We start from the raw sequence: 19,338 nt of genomic DNA on the forward strand, positions 1-19,338 counted from the left end.
AAATGCACGCGTTGCTCCCTCCTCTGCAAGCAGGTGGAGGGATGAAGGGCACGGCGGTTGACCATCGGTCACGCTGGCGATAAACAGAGGGCTACTTTCGGTTTGATAGGCGTTTCACGATGCACACGCTGTTACTGGTGCTCGATCTCATCGGTACATTTGTGTTTGCGCTCAGCGGCGCGCTTACCGCGGTGCGGCGTCAGCTCGATTTGTTCGGCGTGCTGGTGTTGTCGTTCGCGGCAGGCAATGCCGGTGGCATCACGCGCGATCTGCTGATCGGCGCCACGCCGCCGGCGGCCATTGCCGACTGGCGCTATCTCGGTGTTTCTGTGTTGGCCGGCATCATTACGTTTTACCGTTACGCCACCATAGAGCGGTTGCGCAACCCGGTGCAATTGTCCGATGCGGCAGGGCTGGCGCTGTTCGCCGTGGCCGGTGCGCAAAAGGCGCTGGCATTCGGGCTCAACCCGGCAATGGCCGCGCTGCTGGGCATGCTCACCGGCATCGGCGGCGGTATGTTGCGCGATGTGCTGGTTACGGAAATTCCCACCGTATTGCGTGCCGATCTGTATGCCGTAGCCGCCCTGGCTGGAGCTGCGGTGGTGGTGCTTGGCAGTCTGTTGCAACTGCCGCCCACCGCGACCACGCTGGTCGGCGCAGGCCTGTGCTTCGGCCTGCGCTATATGGCGATCCGGCACCGCTGGCATCTGCCGGTGGCGCGTTATATCGCCGACGAGTCGCAGCAGGATACGCGCCCATAGCCGTCGCCAATTTACCAGTCGGTAGGTTGGTAGTCCTTTAGAAACTGCCCCCACACATGCTTGCCGCTGTTGATGCCGCTGATGATCGGGTCGACGATGCGCGCGGCGCCATCGACGATATCCAGTGGCGGGTGGAAGCGTTCCTCGACGACTTTGCGGGCGGCGATCTCTACTGGATCTTCATCGGTTACCCAGCCGGTATCGACGCTATTCATGTGAATACCGTCGTTGTGATAATCCGTCGCCGAAGTGCGCGTCATCATATTGAGCGCGGCCTTGGCCATATTGGTATGCGGATGACGGGTGGTCTTGAAGTTGCGGTAGAACTGGCCTTCCATCGCCGACACGTTGACGATGTGCTTGTCACGTTCGGGGGTGCGCAGCATCAGCGGCTTGAGGCGCGCGTTGATAATAAAGGGTGCGATCGCATTCACTAGCTGCACCTCCAGCAATTCCACCGATGGCACTTCGGCCATCAGCAGGCGCCACGAATTACGCCCGCGCAGATCGACTTGCTGCAGGTCTTGATCCAGCCGGCCCTCGGGAAACAAGTGCTGTTGCGCTAACAGTTCTTCGGGTAGCAGCGGCAATTGCGACAGCTCGGCGGCGCGAGTCAGTCCGGCAAGGTTCGAATGGCTGTTACCGGTGAGTGCCAGCGCCGAGGCGTCGGCTTCGGGAAGAATATGCGAGCTGCGCAAGCCTTCGTAGTTGCCCACCAGTTTGCGCACATTTTCCGGCAAGTCATGCAGCGCAGCGGTTTCGCCGTCCATCATGTGTGCGTAGAAATCCGGCGGGCGGCGCACGGTCTGGCAGGCATTGTTGATGATGAAGTCCAACCGTGGGCGCGTGGCGATCAGCTCTTTGCAGAACGCCTCGACGCTGGGCGTGTGGCGCAGGTCCAGGCCATAGATCTGCAAGCGGTGGCCCCAGTCGCCGAAATCGGGTTCTTCGGCATATCGCGCCGCCGAGTCTCGCGGAAAGCGCGTCGTCACAATAAGTTCGGCACCGGCGCGCAGCAGCTTCAAGCCGGCCTGGTAGCCGATCTTCACCCGGCCACCGGTCAATAGCGCGACGCGGCCGCGCAGATCCACCAATTCGGTGCGCTTGGCGTAATTGAACGCGGCGCAGTTGGGGCAAAGCTGATCGTAGAAGAAATGGATGGCCGAATACTTCTGCTTGCATACATAGCAATGCTGCGGCTCGATCGATTCGCGCGGCTGCGAGCTGTCGGCATCGGGGGCCACGTCGTGCGGATCGAAGCCCAGTGGTGCGAACACATTGGGTGTCGTGAATACCGGCTTGCGGCGCAGCGCACGGATGCCGGTCTGATGCAGTACGGTATCGTCGGCGCGGATCTTCGATGCGTTGCGCGCCTTTTCCGCTGCCTTGAGTTTCAGGCGGCGGGCGGCCGGGTCGGGGTGGTAGGCCTGGGCTACCGCCTGATGCAGACGCTCGCGGTCGGCCGCTGGCAGTTGATCCAGCAATTGCCGGTCGGCAGCCACCGACTCTAGTAGTGCTGCTGCGGCGCGCAGGCGTTCCAGCAACGCAGTATCCGCGTCGTCCGGCAGGGGCTGGGGGGCCGTGGTGATCGTCAAGTGCTTATCCGTCGTCTATGGGGTGCGCCGGCAACGCGGGGTATCGCGCGGGGCAGACCGCGTATTTTGCCTGTTTTCGGCCCATGGCGTCGGCCGGGGCGGTCGCTTGCTCTGGAATCCGCGTACGGCATCGTCTTTGAGACGGCGCCTTCTGACCCGAATGTTAATCACGGTTCATTAACAACGTTCTATGTACGTTGAAACGCATGCCCGCAGGCGTTCAGTGGCCCGTTCAGTGGTCATAGGGCAGGGGAGAAAATCCAAGATGTTGCGATGGCAAGCCCAATTAGGGGTGTCGTCGGCCAATAGCGCGTGCATTTCCTTGGAGTAAATAAACCGCAATGTCGTGGGGGGCTAAGTTCTCACTGCGCGTTTACGCGCGAGCGCACGACTTGGCGCATGTGGTTTGCAACGGATGCTGCAGGTAGTTGACTCCGAATGGGACGGGTTACGGCGAAACAATGGTTCTATTTCCCGAAGGAGACTCAAGATGACCAGGCATATCGTTACTTACTGTCTATTGGTTTTCGTGCTGCTGCTCTCTCTGAATTCCTTGGCGCAAGATATAAAAAACCAGGGAAGGGGTCAGGCTTGCTATGCGAAGTCAGTCGGCAACACGGCGACGTGCGGACCAGGACTGACTTGCAAAGATGGCTATTGTGAATTGGAGAGCTATTTGTCCGGCGCGACGGTGAGCTGCAAATCGGAGATGGCCAAAGCGGGGTGGACATCTTATGTGGCCGTGCATGACGGTTTTTGTTACGTAAATAGCCAATGTGGCGCCATGTATAACGCTGCGATGGCCGCCAGCGGTGTCACTGAAAAACTGCTTATGGCGGGTAGTGTTGGATCCGAAGCGTATATGTTGGAGCTGGCAAAACTGTCCGATCAAGAGAAAGCAACCTTCAAGCGCGCCGAGGACCAATGCAAATCCTGCGGCAAGTACTGCACCATCGGTTCCAGTTTTCTCGGCAGGGGCGGTTATTGATCCCATGGAGTAATGAAGACCGACATCGGATGTATCAACCAAAAGCAACGGCGCCGTAATTTCTACGGCGCCGTTCTTATTTTCAATGATTGAATAACCAGTATTGGTATGGAAAGGCGCTTACGGTTTTCCAAGGAGCGGTGGGCGAATCAATCAAAGCGCCTCAAACACTCCGGCCGCACCCATGCCCGTACCAATACACATCGTCACCATGCCGTACTTCTGCTTGCGGCGGCGCATGCCGTGCAACAAGGTGGCGATGCGGATGGCGCCGGTGGCGCCGAGCGGGTGGCCCAGGGCGATAGCGCCGCCGAGCGGGTTGACCTTGCTCGGGTCCAGGCCAAGGTCACCCATGACGGCGAGTGCCTGGGCGGCGAACGCTTCGTTGAGTTCGATCCAGTCCAGTTGATCCTGGCTGATGCCGGTCTGCTTGAGTGCCTTCGGGATCGCTTCTTTCGGGCCGATACCCATGATGTCCGCCGGTACACCGGCGACGGAAAAGCCAACAAAACGGGCGAGGGGCTGCAGGTTGTAGTCCTTGATCGCCTGTTCGCTGGCGAGCAGCACGGCGCCGGCGCCGTCGGAGGTCTGCGACGAGTTGCCGGCGGTAACGGTGCCGCCGAACTGGCCGTTGCGGAACACGGTTCTCAGCTTGGCCAAGACATCGGCCGTAGTGCCTGCGCGCGGGCCTTCATCGGTGTCGATGCGGCGGCTGTCGGTGATGATTTCGCGAGTGGCGAGGTTGGGGTAGCGATCGTCGAGCTGGAACGGGGTGATTTCGTCCTTGAATTCGCCGGCAGCGATGGCGGCGAGCGCGCGGCGATGGCTTTCCACGGCGAACGCGTCTTGCGCTTCGCGGCTGACCTTCCAGCGCTTGGCCACGTTCTCGGCGGTGATGCCCATGCCGTAGGCGATACCGATGTTTTCGTCTTTGAAAATCGCCGGGTTCATGGCGATCTTATGGCCCATCATCGGCACCATGCTCATGCTCTCGGTGCCACCGGCAAGCATCAGGTGTTCTTCACCGAGACGGATGCGGTCGGCGGCCATCGCCACGGACTGCAGGCCGGACGAGCAGAAGCGGTTGATGGTGACGCCGGGCACGGTATCGGGCAGGCCGGCCAGCAGCACGCCGATGCGCGCCACGTTCATGCCTTGCTCGGCCTCGGGCATGGCGCAGCCGATGATGGCGTCGCCGATACGGTGCGGGTCGATGCCTGGCGCTTGCGCCATCACGGCGCGAATGACATGGGCGAGCATGTCGTCGGGACGGGTGTTGCGGAATACGCCGCGCGGCGCCTTGCCCACCGGGGTGCGGGTGGCGGCGACGATGTAGGCGTCTTGCACTTGCTTGGTCATTTCGTTCTCCGTTGCCCTCGCGCTAGGCGCGGATGCGGGCGAGTGATTGGGTCGCGGAGTGGGGGACAACCATCCCCACCCTGGCCCTCCCCTTGCCGGGGAGGGAGTGGGGCGCAGTCAGTTCCTGAGCGGCTTGCCGGTGGTCATGGTGTGAGCGATACGGGCCTGGGTTTTCTCGGTTTGCGCCAGTTCCACGAAATGCTTGCGCTCCAGCGCGAGCAGCCATTCTTCATCGACCTGTGAGCCGCGCTCGATCTTGCCGCCGCACAAGGTGTCGGCGATGCGCAAGGCAATCTCGACATCGTGTTCGGAGACGAAATAACCGGCTTGCATGTTGGTCAGAGAGGCATGGAACGTCGCTGCACCGACATCGCCGGAGACCGGGATCGTGCGTGCCGGCAACGGCGGGCGCCAGCCGCTTTCGGCCAAGGAATGAGCGACCTGCTTGGCGATATAGAGCAGCTCGTAGTTGTTGAACACCACCACGTCGCTGTCGCGCAGCAGGCCAAGTTGCTTCGCCTCCAATGCGCTACCGGAGACCTTGGCCATGGCCACCGTCTCGAAGACTTTTTTCAGTGCCTCGAACGGGTCATCTGGATTGGCCTTGGCAGCGCGCACGGCGAGTTCTTTCAGGCCGCCACCGGCGGGCAGCAAGCCAACGCCGGCCTCGACCAGGCCGATATAGCTTTCCAGCGCAGCCACGGTACGCGCCGAGTGCATCTGGAACTCACAGCCGCCACCGAGCGCGAGACCGCGTACCGCCGCAACCACCGGTACCAGCGAGTGCTTGATGCGCATGCTGGTGCGCTGGAAGTTCGCCACCATCTCGTTGAACGCGTCGAGCTTGCCCGCTTGCAGCAGACCCAGCGCGCCCTTGAGATCGGCGCCGGCCGAGAACGGCTCGCTGGTCTGCCACAACACGACTGCCTTGAGCTTCTCTTCGGCGACACCAATGGCGTGCTGGATGCCGTCGAGCACTTGGTCGTTGACCGTGTTCATCTTGGTCTTGAACGACAGAATGCCGACGCCGTCGTCGCCGAGGGTCCACAGACGCACACCGTCGTTTTCCCACACGGTGGTGCCTTGTTCGAATTTTTCGCCGAGGATCGGGTCGGGAAACAGTTGGCGCGCGTAGACCGGATGCTGCGAGCGCGGCTTGTCGATCTTGGCGCTGGCCGAATAGGAGCCGGCCTTGCCATGCACGCCGCTGCGGCCGTCGGTGACCCATGCCGGCAGCGGTGCCTTGCTCATGGCTTTGCCGGCGGCGATGTCTTCGGCGATCCAGCCGGTGACCTGCTGCCAGCCGGCAGCCTGCCAGGTCTCGAACGGGCCGAGTTTCCAGCCGTAACCCCAGCGGATGGCGAAGTCCACATCGCGCGCGGTATCGGCGATATCGGCCAGGTGATAGGCGCTGTAATGGAACAGGTCGCGGAAGCTGGCCCACAGGAACTGCGCCTGCGGATCGGCGCTGGCGCGCAGCTTGCCGAATTTTTCCGCTGGATCTTTGATCGCCAGGATCGCCGCTACTTCGTCCGAAGGTTTTTGCTCGGAGACGCGGTAGTCGCGCTTGGCGACGTCCAGCACCACAATGTCTTTACCCGCTTTGCGGTAGAAGCCGGCGCCGGTCTTCTGGCCCAGCGCGCCCTGATCGATCAGGCCTTGCAGCCACACCGGCGCCTTGAAGTATTCGTGCCACGGATCGTCGGCCAGCGTATCGGCCATGGTCTTGATGACATGGGCCATGGTGTCCAGGCCGACCACGTCGGCGGTGCGATAAGTAGCGCTTTTCGGCCGGCCGACGGCGGGGCCGGTCAACGCGTCGACCGTGTCGAAGCCGAGCTTGAACTGCTCGGTGTGATACATGGTGGCCAGCATCGAGAACACGCCAATGCGGTTGCCGATAAAGTTCGGGGTGTCCTTGGCGATGACCACGCCCTTGCCCAGCGTTGTGGTCAGAAAGGCTTCGAGCCCCGCAAGCACGTTACCGTCGGTGAGCTTGGTCGGGATCAGCTCGACCAGATGCATATAGCGCGGCGGGTTGAAGAAGTGCACGCCGCTGAAGCGATGGCGCATCTCTTGCGGCAACGCTTCGGCCAGGCTATTGATCGACAGGCCCGAGGTGTTGCTGGCAATGATCGCGGTCTTGGACAAATGCGGAGCGATCTTCTTGTATAGATCCAGCTTCCAGTCCATCCGTTCGGCGATCGCCTCGATCACCAGGTCGACATCTTTGAGATGGTCCAGGTCATCGTCGTAGTTCGCGGCAATGATGGCCGCCGCGCGGTCTTTATCCGCCAATGGGGCAGGGGACAACTTCTTCAGATTCTCGATCGCCTTGAGCGCAATGCCGCTCTTGGGGCCATCTTTGGCGGGCAGATCGAACAGCACGGTTTCGACGTCGGCATTGGTCAGGTGCGCGGCGATCTGCGCGCCCATAACGCCGGCACCGAGTACCGCGGCCTTGCGGATGCGTAGCGGTGTTGTAGTCATTGGCTTCTCCGATATTGCGGACACGAATGGTCTGGGGTGAGTAATTCTGGGTGAGTAATCAGGGGTGGCTCAGGCCGGCGGCGGCAAAGCGGATCAGGTGCGAGGCGGCCTGTTCGCGATGGGTGCGCTCGGTCACATCGCTTTTGCGCTGGATCATGCCGAAGCCGGACATGGCGTGCGTTAGCGCGCCTGTCACCAGATCCACGCGCCAGTACAGCTCTTCTTTGCTCAGATGCGGCAGCAGGCGGGCAAATTCAGCGGTGAACTGGCGCATTACATGGCCGTAGTTTTCCGACAAGAACTTGCGCAAGGTGTCGTCGTGCTCGGCGAAGGCGCGCGCCAGCACCCGCATGAACAACGAGCCGTTGCCGTCGTGCGAAAGCTCCAGTGCCGGGCGGATAAAGGCGCCCAGCACATCCTCCAGCGTGGTTTCTTCGAGCCCGGCAATACGGGCCAAGCCCGCCATGCGGCGGCCGTTGAGCTCGTCGAGGCGGCGGCGGAAAACCTCTTCGATCAGCCGGTCTTTCGAGCCAAAGTGATAATTCACCGCCGCCAGGTTCACCCCGGCCGCCGCGGTGAGCTGGCGCAGCGAGGCGCCATCGAAGCCATGCTGGGCAAACAAGACCTCGGCGGCGCCGAGAATGCGTTCTTTGGTCGACTGCGGAATGCTTTGCACGTTCGGGTCCCGTGGTGGGGATAAAGTGTCAAACGATCGTTTGAGACTATCCGACCTGATTCGCCTCCGTCAAACGAACGTTTCAGGCATCGGCCCGGGTATTAGGCGGTGACTTGCGTATCAGTTAGAATCTGTCAGACTTTCATGGGCTAAATCCACGTTCTATGACGTATTTAGCCCCGAACCAGCCGGCTTAAAGATCGGCCATCACATTCTCATTTCGTTTTCCCGGAGCAGATTGACTATGGCGCTGGAGCGCACCCTTTCCATCATCAAGCCCGACGCCGTTGCCAAGAACGTGATCGGTGAAATCTACGCACGTTTTGAAAAGGCCGGCCTGAAGGTCGTCGCCGCCAAGATGAAGCACCTGTCGCGCAAAGAAGCCGAAGGCTTTTATGCCGTGCATCGCGAGCGCCCGTTCTTCAACGCGCTGGTCGAGTTCATGATCTCCGGCCCGGTAATCATCCAGGCACTGGAAGGCGAGAACGCCGTGCTCAAGCACCGCGATCTGATGGGCGCCACCAATCCGAAAGAAGCCGCGCCGGGCACGATCCGCGCCGACTTTGCCGACTCCATCGACGCGAATGCCGTACACGGTTCCGATGCCGCCGACACGGCGAAGAACGAAATCGCGTATTTCTTTGCCGAGACGGAAGTCTTTACACGCTGAGGTTTTGACGTTGTGAACCAGGTAGTGGACCAACCCACCGAGAAGGTCAACCTGCTCGATTTCGATCGCCAGGGTCTGCGTGATTTTTTCGCGCAGCTCGGTGAGAAACCCTATCGCGCCGAGCAGGTGATGAAGTGGATCTACCATCACCTGGAAGACAACTTCGAAAACATGACCGACGTAGGCAAGACGCTTCGAGCCAAGCTTGAGGCGTCTTGCTATATCGGCCCGCCAAAGACCGTATTCGACAAAGCCGCCGCCGATGGCACGCACAAGTGGCTGCTAGGCATGGATGGCGGCAACGCCATCGAAGCGGTGTATATCCCCGAGCCCACCCGCGGCACGTTGTGCGTGTCTTCGCAGGTTGGCTGTGGCCTCAATTGCCAGTTTTGCTCCACGGCGACGCAGGGCTTCAACCGCAATCTGTCTACGGCCGAGATCATCGGCCAGATGTGGGTGGCGGCGAAGTACCTGGGCAACATCACGCACCAGAATCGCCGCATCACCAATGTGGTGATGATGGGCATGGGCGAGCCGCTGTTGAATTTCGACAACGTGGTCAAGGCGATGAGCCTGATGCGCGATGACCTCGGTTTCGGTCTGGCATCCAAGCGCGTCACGCTTTCCACGGCGGGCCTGGTGCCGATGATCGATAAGCTCTCCGAGACTATCGACGTATCCCTGGCCGTGTCGCTGCACGCGGCCAACGACGAGTTGCGCACCGAGCTGGTGCCGCTCAACAAGCGCTACCCCATCGCCGAATTGATGGCTGCGTGCAATCGCTGGTTGGCGCGTAAGCCACGCACGTCGATCACCTTTGAATACACCTTGATGAAGGGCGTCAATGACCAGCCCGAGCATGCCCGTCAGCTAATCAAGCTGATGCGCCGCATGGCTAATTGCAAGGTCAACCTGATTCCGTTCAACCCGTTTCCCGGTACGCGTTTCGAGCGTTCCGATGCGACGGTTATTCGCGATTTTCAAACCCAGTTGCTCAACGCCGGTGTGTTGACCATGTTGCGTCGCACGCGCGGTGACGATATTGATGCCGCTTGCGGTCAGCTAAAGGGGCAGGTGCTGGATCGCACCCGTCGCCAGGCCGAGTTTCGCAAGCGTTTGGATGAGGGGGTCATTCATGCGGTTTGATCGGTTTCAGCTCCACACAAAATTCATTTTTGCGAGCTTGATCCTGCTATTGGCTGGTTGTGTCAGTACGGGCGGCGAGTCTTCCAGCAGACTGACGCCTGCCAACAAATCCGATCAGGCTGAAAGTGCCGCCCGCGTCCATACGGACCTGGGTCAGCAATACATGCAGAACGGCGATTTGCAGTCGGCGCTGGAAAAACTCACCAAGGCGCTGCAATTCGATCCCAATTACGTGCCGGCCCACACCGTTGTCGCGGTGTTGTACGAGCGTATCAACGATATGCCTAATGCCGAATTGCATTATCGCAAGGCGGTTACGCTAGACCCGAGCAAGGGTGCGGCGAATAACAATCTAGGTGCGTTCCTGTGTAAAACAGGCAGGAACGCCGAAGCTGTCGCGTATTTCCAGAAGGCGGTGGCTGACCCGTTCTATCAGACACCGGCTGTCGCCTGGTCCAATGCAGGCAACTGCTTGATGCGTAGCAACGACTACGCCGGGGCCGAGGCTGACTTTCGCAAGGCGATCGATGTCGATCCGCAAAATGCCGATGCGCTGTACCAGATCGCCAACTTGCTTTACCAGCGCGGCGACGCTTTCCGCGCGCGAGCTTTCGTCCAGCGCTTCGATGCACTGGGGCAGCCCAGTCCTGCTGCGCTCAAGCTCGGCCATGACGTCGAATCTCGTCTGGGCAACAGGGATGCTGCCCTCACTTATAGCAAGCGCCTGCAAAGCCAGTTCCCGGATTCGGAGCAGGCGCACGCCCTCGATGCAACTGCAAGCCCATGACCTCCAAACAGTCATCATCGATCGATCGCGCGAACCTCGGCGCGGATAAGCCGGCTCTGGATCAACCCATCATTGATCTGCCCGATATGCCAGGGGCTGGCGTAGAGACCTTGTCGTTCCACGTAGCGGCGAGTCATTTCGGCGCGCGCTTGCGTGCGGCCCGCGAAGCGCGCGGGCTGGATCTGAGCCATTGCGCGAATGCCTTGAAGTTGCCGTTGCGGGTGCTGCGCCAGCTTGAAAGCGATGATTACAGCGGTATCGACTATCAGGTCTATTTGACCGGCTATATCAGCAAATACGGCCGTTATCTCGGTGTCGACGAGATAGCCATTCAAGCGGAGCGCGCGCGCCTCAAGCCGGACGAGCCGGCCCTGGTCGCCACCGGCGGTATTTCGCATTCGCGTTACCTGCTGGAGCATTACGCGCGTGCGGCGACTTATGTCGTACTGACCGCGGCAATCGTGGTGCCGACGATTTGGCTTGGCGTGCGCGGCACCCTGGATCGCGACGTCAGTCATCTGGCGCCGCTCGATGCTGCGCCGGTCGCGCAGCAGGAGCAGGTATTGCCCGCGGCTACATCGTCCTCGGGTACGGCGGTCAGCACGGCCGTACAGACGCCGCCCGCCGCTCCGGTGCATGCCGACGAACAGCCTCTGCTTGCTTCGATGACGCCGTTTCTTGGCGGCGACAGCACGCAGCCGGCCAAGCCGACGGTGCCTGATGCGACGACGACCGGTGCCGGTGCGCACAGCTTGACGCTGAACCTGCCCAACGCCAGTTGGGTCGAGGTTACGACGCCAGCCGGCTCGCGCCTGGAATACGGCCTGCTTCCGGCCGGTAGCGCCAAAACCTACCGTAGCGACCAGCCGCTGGAAGTACGTCTCGGCAATGCCAGCGGCGCCGAAATCACGCTCGATGGTCAGCCATTGGCGTTGGATGGATACCGTCGGGCGAACGTTGCCCATTTCCGCATCGAAGTGCGCGACGGCAAGGCAACACCGGCTGCTTTCTAAGCTGGGCATTCGCCCAACGTTGTAGAGCGCAATCGGTTATGCTTGCGCACTGCCTGCTCGTGAACGAGCAGGCCGGGCTCGGCTTTTCCTCTTCCCCGCAGCAGTGCATCCCATATCAGAGCAGCCGATATAGGTGATGTCAGGTGCGCGGCCTCTTGAATGGTGATGGCATGTCATTTGAAGCATACGACGACTACGAACAGAGCGAACGCGTACAAAAGTGGCTGCGCCAGAATGGTTTGTCCATCGTCGTCGGTATTGCGCTTGGTTTAGTTGCCATCTTCGGTTGGCAGCAATGGCGCAACCACAAGTCGGGACATCAGGCTGAAGCGGCGCAGATTTATCAGCAAATTCAGAACGCGCTGTTGACCAATAAGGCCGATACCGCCGACGCGCTTATCGAACAGATGTACAAAGACTACGCCGACACGACTTATGCCGTGTTCGCCGCCAGCGGCCGCGCGCAGCGCCAGGCGCAGGCCAAGCAATGGGACAAGGCATTGGCGTCGCTAGGCTGGGCCGAGAGTCACGCTACCGACCCGCAATTGAAGTCGCTGACCCAGTTGCGGATGGCACAGGTGGCGCTTGCGCAGGGCAAGCCGGCGGATGCGCTGGCTACGCTTGATCGCATGCCGGCAAAGAGTTACGAAGTCCTCAGCCAGGAACTACGCGGCGATGTGCTGGTCAAGCTTGGTCGTGCCGACGATGCGCGACAGGCTTATCAAGCCGCCAAGTCGGCGATGGGCGAGGACGCGCCGCAAAACGGCGCCTTGCAGACCAAAATTGATGATCTGGCTACGGCCGGAAAGCAGGGTGCATGAAACCTGATGTAATGAAGCCGGATGCTATGAAGCCTGACGTTATCAAGAGCGGCGCGAAGAAGGGCATGGTTATGAAGCGGGCTTTGCTGATCGCACTGACATCGCTGGTCGCCCTTGCCGGCTGCCATTCATTCAAGAAAGAAAACGTCCAGCCGCCGACGCCGCTCGACAAGAGTTTCAAGCCCACTGTGCAGGTCACCCGCTTGTGGCGCAGCAGCGTCGGTGCGGGTGCCGGCGAGAGTGGTATTCGCCTGCGTCCTGCCTACGCCGATGGCGTGCTTTACGCGGCCAGCACCGATGGCAAGCTCGCCGCGTTCGACGCGCAGAGCGGCAAAACGCTGTGGACCAAGAGCGACCGTACCCACGGCTGGTTCGGCTGGGGCGACAAAAAACGCGCGGATGTGTTCTACGCCGGCGGCCCGATGGTTTCCGGCGACCTGCTGGTTGTCGGCACGCTCGACGGCCACGTCTACGGCCTGGGCGCGAAAGACGGCAGCCCTCGCTGGCAGGCCAAGGTGTCCTCGGAGGTCGTAGCTTCGCCGGTCATTGTCGGCAATCTGGTGGTTGCACGTACCACGGACGGCCGTTTGTACGGCCTGGACAGCAGCACCGGCGAGCGCCGCTGGGCCTACGATCAAAGCGCCGTGCCGCTGCTCAGCTTGCGCGGTAACGGCCCGCTGCTGGCCGCCAACGGCGTGGTGTTCTTCGGCAGCGACAACGGCAAGTTGGTCGCGGTGCGCATGGACAACGGTGAAAAGCTTTGGGAACAGACCCTGGCCAGCGGCGAAGGCCGTACCGAGATCGATCGCCTGAACGATGCCGACGGCGGCATTCTGCTTGACGGCAGCACGCTGTACGGCGCCGCCTATCACGGCAATTTGATTGCGGTCGACGGCCCCAGCGGTCGTCCTCTGTGGACGCGTCCGTTCTCCACCTTCACCTCGCTCGATACACTCGGTAACGCGTTGTACGGCGTCAATGAGTCATCCCAGGTGTGGGCGTTCGACAAGAACGGCGGGGCCGACATCTGGAAGAACGATAGCCTGAAGTACCGTTGGCTCACCGGCCCGGCCATTCAGGGCAACTACCTCGTCGTCGGTGACATGGAAGGTTATGTGCACTGGCTGCAAAGTGGTGATGGCGCACTAGCTGCGCGAGAGAAGCTGTCGAAGAAGCCCATCCGGGCACAGCCATTGGTGGTAGGTGACACCGTATACGTTGAAGACGAGAAGGGCCGTATTGGCGCCTATCGTCTGTCTGCGCATTAATTAGGACCGATGTTTCCATCATGCTGCCCGTTGTCGCCCTGGTCGGTCGCCCCAATGTCGGTAAATCGACCCTATTCAACGTTCTGACGCGCAGCCGTGATGCTTTGGTCGCCGATATGCCAGGCGTCACTCGTGATCGCCACTACGGTGTGTGCCGTTCTGGCGAACGATCCTTCGTGGTGGTCGATACCGGCGGTTTGTCCGGTGTCGATGAAGGCATCGATGCCTTAACCGCGCAACAAGTGCGCCTGGCGATCAGCGAGGCGCAGGTGCTGGTGTTTGTGGTCGACGCGCGCGATGGCTTGCTGCCGCAAGATATCGGCATCCTCAACGAGTTGCGCCGTAGCGGCAAGCCGATCATCGCGGCGGTCAACAAGACCGATGGGCTGGACGAGCAGAACGCCCTGGCTGAATTTGCCTCTTTCGGTCTCGCCGCGACGCTGCCGTTGTCGGCCGCACATAACCGCGGCACCGATGATCTGATCGCCCTCACGCTGCCCCTGCTGCCGGTGGAAACCGAGGAGTCGGTCGAGCAACGCGAGGACGGCAGCATCCGCGTGGCTATTGTCGGCCGCCCGAATGCCGGCAAGTCGACCCTTATCAATCGTTTGCTCGGCGAAGATCGGCTTATCGTTTCCAGCGTGGCCGGCACGACCCGCGATCCGATCCGTGTCCCGTTGGAGCGCGACGGTAAGCGGTACACCTTGATCGACACCGCCGGCGTTCGCCGCCGTGCGCGCGTCGAAGAGGCGGTAGAAAAATTCAGTGTGATTAAAACGCTGCAGTCGATGGCCGCCGCCCAGGTGGTCGTGCTGATGATCGACGCGCGCGAAAACCTGGCCGACCAGGATCTCACCCTGATCGGCCATGCCCTGGACGAGGGTAGGGCGCTGGTCATTGCCATCAACAAGTGGGACGGCATGGATGCTTACCAGCGCGAGCAGTGCCAACGTGCACTGGAGCGTCGCCTCAGTTTTGTGGAGTGGGCGAAACAGGTATTTATCTCTGCGTTGCACGGCTCAGGCTTGCGTGAGCTGATGCGAGCCGTCGTTCGAGCCCACTCGGCGGCGACCAAGGAGATCGGCTCTTCCGAGCTGACCAAGACATTGGAACGCGCCTACGAAGGCTATCAGCCGCCGTTGGTGCGCGGGCATGCGCCGAAGCTGCGCTTCGCCCATCCGGGTGGCCTCAATCCGCCCACCATCGTGATCCATGGCAGCCGCACCAAGCACATTGCACCGGCTTATCGGCGTTACCTGGAAAACTTCTTCCGCCAGCGCTTCAAGCTGGAGGGGACACCCATCCGCATCGATTTCCGCGATGGTGAAAACCCCTTCGCCGGCAAGAAAAACGTGCTTACCGAAGCTCAGCAGCGCAAACGTCAGCGTCTGGTTCGCGAGATGAAAAAGCGTCGCTAGGCTTATCGCCGCAGCAGCACGCATGATGTGCTGCCGCGTGGCTTCGATCGTCCTACACTGCCGTTCTTATGACCGAGTCACTGAACCGCGAAACTTGGCTGGCCAGCCTGCGCCAGCAGATTGCTGAACTTTCTCCTGCTGATGCCTTGTCTCGCCAGGCACAAGGTGCATTGCTGATCGATGTGCGTGAGGACGATGAGCGCGCTGCGGGTACGCCGGTAGGCGCGGTAGGGTTATCACGCGGTTTTCTTGAATTGCGCATCGAGCAGATCGAGCCGAATCGTTCGCGCAGCATCCTGACTTTATGCGGCAGTGGCCAGCGCTCGCTATTGGCCGCGGAAGCGTTGCTGCGCATGGGCTATCACCATGTCAGCTCGGTCGCCGGCGGCATGACTCGCTGGAAAAGCGACGGCCTGCCGATAGCGGCTGGCGAGCTGGATGCCGATGCGGCCGAACGTTATGCGCGCCAGCTACGTTTACCCCAGGTGGGTCAGGCCGGTCAGCAGAAACTCGCCCAGGCAAAAGTTGCCTTGCTGGGTGCCGGTGGCCTCGGTGCGCCGGTTGCGCTGTATCTGGCCGCTGCCGGGGTGGGGCTGCTCACCCTGGTCGACGACGATCGCGTCGAACGCTCCAACCTGCATCGGCAAGTCATTCATGCCGACGCGCGTGTCGGCATGGCCAAGACAGAATCGGCGCGGCTCGCCTTGGCTGCGCTCAATCCACGGGTGCAGGTCGAGGTTCGCACTGAACGGCTACAGGCCGATAACGTCGAACGACTACTGGCGAATCACGATGTCGTGGTCGACGGCGCCGATAATTTCCCGACGCGATATCTGCTCGCTGCTGCGACACGGCGTTTGATGTTGCCGATGGTGTACGGCGCGGTCGAGCGTTTTGCCGGGCAGGTCAGTGTGTTCGACCCGCGGCGCAACGATTCACCTTGTTATCGCTGCCTGTTCCCAGAACCGCCTTCGGCGGCCGAGGCACCCAATTGCAGCGAGGCCGGAGTACTAGGCGTGTTGCCGGGCATTATCGGCTTGCTGCAGGCGACCGAGGTGCTGAAGCTGATACTCGGCTTGGGTGAGCCGCTGGTTGGCCGTCTGTTGAGCTTCGATGCACTGAGCATGCGTTTTCACGAAGCGCGCTTGCTGCGCGACCCTCGCTGCCCCGGTTGCGGTGCAACGGCTCATTTCGGCGGTTATGAGGACATTGCCCGGCTTTGCGCGGCAGCGGGTTAAGCAAAGTCAGAAGGGAGCAGCGAATACATGTGCGCATCTTGCCATTGACCGCGGACGCTCAGTCGCTGCCGTGCGATCCCTTCAAAATATGCTCCAGCCCGCTCCGCACAGCACCGGCTGGCCAGGTTTTCAACGGCGACGACGATTTCCAGGCGCTGTAATTCAAAGTATGCGAAGGCATACGGGGCAAGCATTCCGATCGCCTTGGCGGCACTTCCTCGGCCTTGCCGGGACTGGCGAACCCAATAGCCGATATTTGCCATTCGATGTTCCGGCCGGAATTGGTTGATGGCAATGCATCCAATCAGCTCCCCGTTTTGTTTGTCGGTGATGGCAAGGGCACATTCGTCGCCGCGGCCTTGCCAGCTTTCACGGGTTAGTTCTATCCAATGGCGAGCATCTTCGGCCGAATAGTCGGGTATGCACCACGCTAGCCAGCGGCCGATGCTTTCCATCGACTCCTGTACGGCGTTGACCAGTGCTGCGGCATCGTCTTCATGCCAAAGACGCAGATGCAGATTTCCGCGATTCAGTCCGTAGGCAAGCAAATCTGGATGTTGTGCGGACATGGGCTATTTGTGCCTGTACGGGTGAGCCACGATAATGCAAGGTTTACGGGGCCAATATCACCATGAGCGCACGCATTCTCGACGGTAAACGCATCGCCCAGGAACTGTTGGAGCGGATCGGCAAGCGGGTCACTGAGCGTAAGGCGCAGGGGCTGGCCGAGCCGGGACTGGCCGTCGTATTGGTGGGCGATGATGCGGCTTCTTCCGTTTATGTGCGCAACAAGCGCAAGGCTTGCCATCAGGTGGGCTTTCGTTCGTTCGATTTCGACCTGCCGTCGAGTACGACGCAGGATGAGTTATTTGCGCTGATTGACCGGCTGAATGTCGATCCGGCCGTGCAAGGCATTCTGGTGCAATCGCCCTTGCCTGAGCATATCAATGAGGATGCCCTGGTCGATCGCATTGCGCCGAACAAGGATGTGGACGGATTCCAGGCGGTGAGCCTCGGTCGTTTAGTCTTGCGCCGTTTCGGCTTGCGCCCATGCACCCCCAAGGGCGTGATGACCTTGCTCGGCCATACCGATCGGCCGGTACGCGGCCAGCATGCGGTGGTGGTCGGGGTCTCCAATCATGTCGGACGTCCGCTTGCCTTGGAGTTGCTGATCGCAGGCTGTACCACCACCTGTTGTCATCGCTTTACCCGTGATCTGGAAAGCTTTGTGCGCCAGGCCGACATCGTGATCGTTGCGGTAGGCCGCCCTGGCTTGGTGAAAGGCGAATGGATCAAGCCGGGCGCGGTGGTAATCGATGTGGGCATCAATCGTCTCGATGACGGCCGTCTGGTGGGTGATGTCGATTTTGCGGCTGCCGCCGAGCACGCAAGCTGGATTACCCCGGTTCCTGGCGGTGTCGGCCCGATGACGGTGGCCACCTTGATGGAGAACACGCTGGAAGCGGCCGAGGCGGCGGATCTACTGGTGTAAAGCGGCGCGTTGCCGCTTGGGCTGGGGTGCCTTGGTGATGATTTGCCGCAGCCTGCTGGCATCGAAACGAGGCGGTGCGTATAATCCTCTCTTTGCAGCGGGACTTTTCGCATGCGGATCCTCGCCGAGGCTCTCACCTACGACGATGTTTACCTCGTTCCGGCCCATTCGGTCGTTCTACCGCGCGATGTGGATACATCCGCACGGTTGACCCGCAATCTGCGCTTGAACATTCCTATCGTGTCCGCCGCCATGGACACGGTCACCGAAGCCCGGCTTGCCATCACCATGGCGCAAAGCGGCGGCATCGGCATCATCCACAAAAACATGACCGCCGAGCAGCAGGCCGAAGAAGTACGCCTGGTGAAGAAATTCGAGGCTGGCGTGATCCGCAGCCCGATCACTGTCGGGCCGAATACTTCGATTCGCGAAGTGCTGCGGTTAACCCGTGCCCACAACATCTCCGGTGTGCCGGTGGTAGACGGCGAACAGCTAATCGGCATCGTCACCAGCCGCGATCTGCGTTTCGAGCGCAAGCACGACGATCCGGTGCGCAACATCATGACGCGCCAGGACAAGCTGGTCACGGTACGCGAGGGCGCCAGCCAGGACGAAGTGCTGCAGTTGCTGCACAAGCACCGTATCGAAAAAGTGCTGGTGGTCAACGACGACTATCAACTGCGCGGTCTGATTACCGTCAAGGATATTCAAAAGGCCCGCGACAATCCCTACGCCGCCAAAGATCGCCACGAGCGTTTGCTGGTAGGCGCGGCCGTAGGCGTCGGTGGCGACACCGAGCTGCGCGTAGCCGCCTTGGTCGATGCCGGCGTGGATGTGTTGGTGGTCGATACCGCCCATGGCCATTCGCAAGGCGTGATCGAACGTGCCGGCTGGGTCAAGAAAAACTACCCGCAGGTGCAGGTCATTGCCGGCAATATCGTTACCGGCGAAGCCGCACGCGCCTTGCTTGATGCCGGTGTCGATGCGGTCAAGGTCGGCGTGGGTCCCGGTTCGATCTGCACCACCCGCGTGGTTGCCGGTGTCGGTGTGCCGCAGATCACCGCGATCGATATGGTCGCCACCGCATTGAAAGACGAAATTCCGCTGATTGCCGACGGCGGTATCCGCTATTCGGGCGACATCCCCAAGGCGCTTGCCGCCGGTGCTTCCACCGTGATGCTGGGCTCGATGTTTGCCGGCACTGAGGAATCCCCAGGCGAGGTGGAGTTGTTCCAGGGGCGTTCGTACAAAAGCTATCGCGGCATGGGTTCCATCGGGGCGATGGCCTTGGGCTCCAAGGATCGCTACTTCCAGGATGAGGCCGACGCCGACAAGCTGGTGCCTGAAGGCATCGAAGGCCGCGTGCCGTACCGTGGGCCGTTGCGCAACATCATTCATCAGTTGATCGGTGGCCTGCGTGCCTCGATGGGCTATCTGGGTGCGGCGACCATCGAAGACGTGCGGCAGAAAGCGCAGTTCGTCAAAGTCACTTCGGCAGGCGTTACCGAGGCACATCCGCACGATATCCAGATCACCAAGGAAGCGCCGAACTATCGGCTCAATTCCTGAGATGGAATAGCCAAGGGAGCCGGGAAAGGAGTATCGCAAAGCCGATC

General features: G+C 60.9%; 17 protein-coding genes. 12 read left to right on the forward strand and 5 right to left on the reverse strand.

Going from position 1 to position 19,338, the window contains the following annotated elements; all coding sequences use genetic code 11:
- Window positions 1–119: 119 nt before the first annotated feature.
- Complete coding sequence (locus tag DVJ77_RS13210; protein ID WP_114845979.1) at window positions 120–761, forward strand: trimeric intracellular cation channel family protein; 642 nt, start codon at window positions 120–122, stop codon at window positions 759–761.
- An 11-nt stretch (window positions 762–772) separates the two neighbouring features.
- Here the strand turns inward: DVJ77_RS13210 and DVJ77_RS13215 are convergent, their stop codons facing one another.
- Window positions 773–2,356: an SDR family NAD(P)-dependent oxidoreductase gene (locus DVJ77_RS13215; protein ID WP_114845980.1), complete on the reverse strand. Its 1,584-nt coding sequence runs from the start codon at window positions 2,354–2,356 to the stop codon at window positions 773–775.
- Between the two features lie 490 nt (window positions 2,357–2,846).
- Between DVJ77_RS13215 and DVJ77_RS13220 the strand changes: the two genes are divergently transcribed.
- Window positions 2,847–3,344, forward strand: coding sequence for a hypothetical protein (locus DVJ77_RS13220; protein ID WP_114845981.1), 498 nt, complete (start codon window positions 2,847–2,849; stop codon window positions 3,342–3,344).
- 153 nt (window positions 3,345–3,497) lie between these two features.
- On the opposite strand, the gene DVJ77_RS13225 is transcribed toward DVJ77_RS13220, so the two are convergent.
- The 3 genes from DVJ77_RS13225 to DVJ77_RS13235 all read right to left on the reverse strand — a co-directional run bounded on the left by DVJ77_RS13225 (window position 3,498) and on the right by DVJ77_RS13235 (window position 7,869).
- A complete protein-coding gene (locus tag DVJ77_RS13225; protein ID WP_114845982.1) occupies window positions 3,498–4,703 on the reverse strand; it encodes an acetyl-CoA C-acyltransferase in 1,206 nt (401 codons plus the stop codon).
- A 117-nt stretch (window positions 4,704–4,820) separates the two neighbouring features.
- Complete coding sequence (locus DVJ77_RS13230) at window positions 4,821–7,193, reverse strand: 3-hydroxyacyl-CoA dehydrogenase/enoyl-CoA hydratase family protein (protein ID WP_114845983.1); 2,373 nt, start codon at window positions 7,191–7,193, stop codon at window positions 4,821–4,823.
- 58 nt (window positions 7,194–7,251) lie between these two features.
- The gene (locus DVJ77_RS13235; protein ID WP_114845984.1) at window positions 7,252–7,869 is read right to left on the reverse strand and encodes a TetR/AcrR family transcriptional regulator; all 618 of its coding nucleotides are present in this window, start codon (window positions 7,867–7,869) and stop codon (window positions 7,252–7,254) included.
- Window positions 7,870–8,113: 244 nt separating this feature from the next.
- On the opposite strand from DVJ77_RS13235, the gene ndk reads away from it, so the two are divergent.
- From ndk to moeB, 8 genes are all read left to right on the forward strand, one after another.
- On the forward strand, window positions 8,114–8,539 hold the full coding sequence (gene ndk, locus DVJ77_RS13240; RefSeq protein WP_114845985.1) for a nucleoside-diphosphate kinase: 426 nt from the start codon (window positions 8,114–8,116) through the stop codon (window positions 8,537–8,539).
- Between the two features lie 12 nt (window positions 8,540–8,551).
- Window positions 8,552–9,685: a dual-specificity RNA methyltransferase RlmN gene (gene rlmN / locus DVJ77_RS13245; protein WP_114845986.1), complete on the forward strand. Its 1,134-nt coding sequence runs from the start codon at window positions 8,552–8,554 to the stop codon at window positions 9,683–9,685.
- A complete protein-coding gene (gene pilW / locus DVJ77_RS13250) occupies window positions 9,675–10,472 on the forward strand; it encodes a type IV pilus biogenesis/stability protein PilW (protein WP_114845987.1) in 798 nt (265 codons plus the stop codon). The genes rlmN and pilW overlap by 11 nt, the downstream gene beginning before the upstream one ends.
- Window positions 10,469–11,485, forward strand: coding sequence for a helix-turn-helix domain-containing protein (locus tag DVJ77_RS13255; RefSeq protein WP_114845988.1), 1,017 nt, complete (start codon window positions 10,469–10,471; stop codon window positions 11,483–11,485). Before pilW ends, DVJ77_RS13255 begins: the two co-directional genes overlap by 4 nt.
- A 170-nt stretch (window positions 11,486–11,655) precedes the next feature.
- Complete coding sequence (locus DVJ77_RS13260; RefSeq protein WP_114845989.1) at window positions 11,656–12,306, forward strand: YfgM family protein; 651 nt, start codon at window positions 11,656–11,658, stop codon at window positions 12,304–12,306.
- 71 nt (window positions 12,307–12,377) lie between these two features.
- Entirely contained in the window at window positions 12,378–13,574 is a 1,197-nt protein-coding gene (gene bamB, locus DVJ77_RS13265; protein ID WP_191983697.1) for an outer membrane protein assembly factor BamB, read from the forward strand.
- 20 nt (window positions 13,575–13,594) lie between these two features.
- The gene (gene der / locus DVJ77_RS13270) at window positions 13,595–14,992 is read left to right on the forward strand and encodes a ribosome biogenesis GTPase Der (RefSeq protein WP_114845990.1); all 1,398 of its coding nucleotides are present in this window, start codon (window positions 13,595–13,597) and stop codon (window positions 14,990–14,992) included.
- A 68-nt stretch (window positions 14,993–15,060) separates the two neighbouring features.
- Window positions 15,061–16,230 (forward strand): molybdopterin-synthase adenylyltransferase MoeB, encoded by a 1,170-nt coding sequence (gene moeB / locus DVJ77_RS13275; protein WP_114845991.1) that lies wholly within the window; start codon window positions 15,061–15,063, stop codon window positions 16,228–16,230.
- On the opposite strand, the gene DVJ77_RS13280 is transcribed toward moeB, so the two are convergent.
- Window positions 16,227–16,799 carry a GNAT family N-acetyltransferase gene (locus DVJ77_RS13280; RefSeq protein ID WP_114845992.1) on the reverse strand — a complete coding sequence of 191 codons (573 nt, stop codon included), beginning with the start codon at window positions 16,797–16,799 and terminating at the stop codon, window positions 16,227–16,229. The two genes, moeB and DVJ77_RS13280, sit on opposite strands and share 4 nt — an antisense overlap.
- Before the next feature lie 62 nt (window positions 16,800–16,861).
- Here DVJ77_RS13280 and folD point away from each other — a divergent pair, with 62 nt between their 5' ends.
- Together folD and guaB are read left to right on the forward strand one after the other, a co-directional pair.
- Window positions 16,862–17,722, forward strand: a complete 861-nt coding sequence (gene folD / locus DVJ77_RS13285) for a bifunctional methylenetetrahydrofolate dehydrogenase/methenyltetrahydrofolate cyclohydrolase FolD (protein WP_114845993.1) — start codon at window positions 16,862–16,864, stop codon at window positions 17,720–17,722.
- Window positions 17,723–17,833: 111 nt separating this feature from the next.
- Window positions 17,834–19,291, forward strand: coding sequence for an IMP dehydrogenase (gene guaB / locus DVJ77_RS13290; protein ID WP_114845994.1), 1,458 nt, complete (start codon window positions 17,834–17,836; stop codon window positions 19,289–19,291).
- Window positions 19,292–19,338 lie beyond the last annotated feature (47 nt).

It is taken from the genome of Dyella tabacisoli, from assembly GCF_003350925.1.
Classification (GTDB): domain Bacteria; phylum Pseudomonadota; class Gammaproteobacteria; order Xanthomonadales; family Rhodanobacteraceae; genus Dyella_C; species Dyella_C tabacisoli.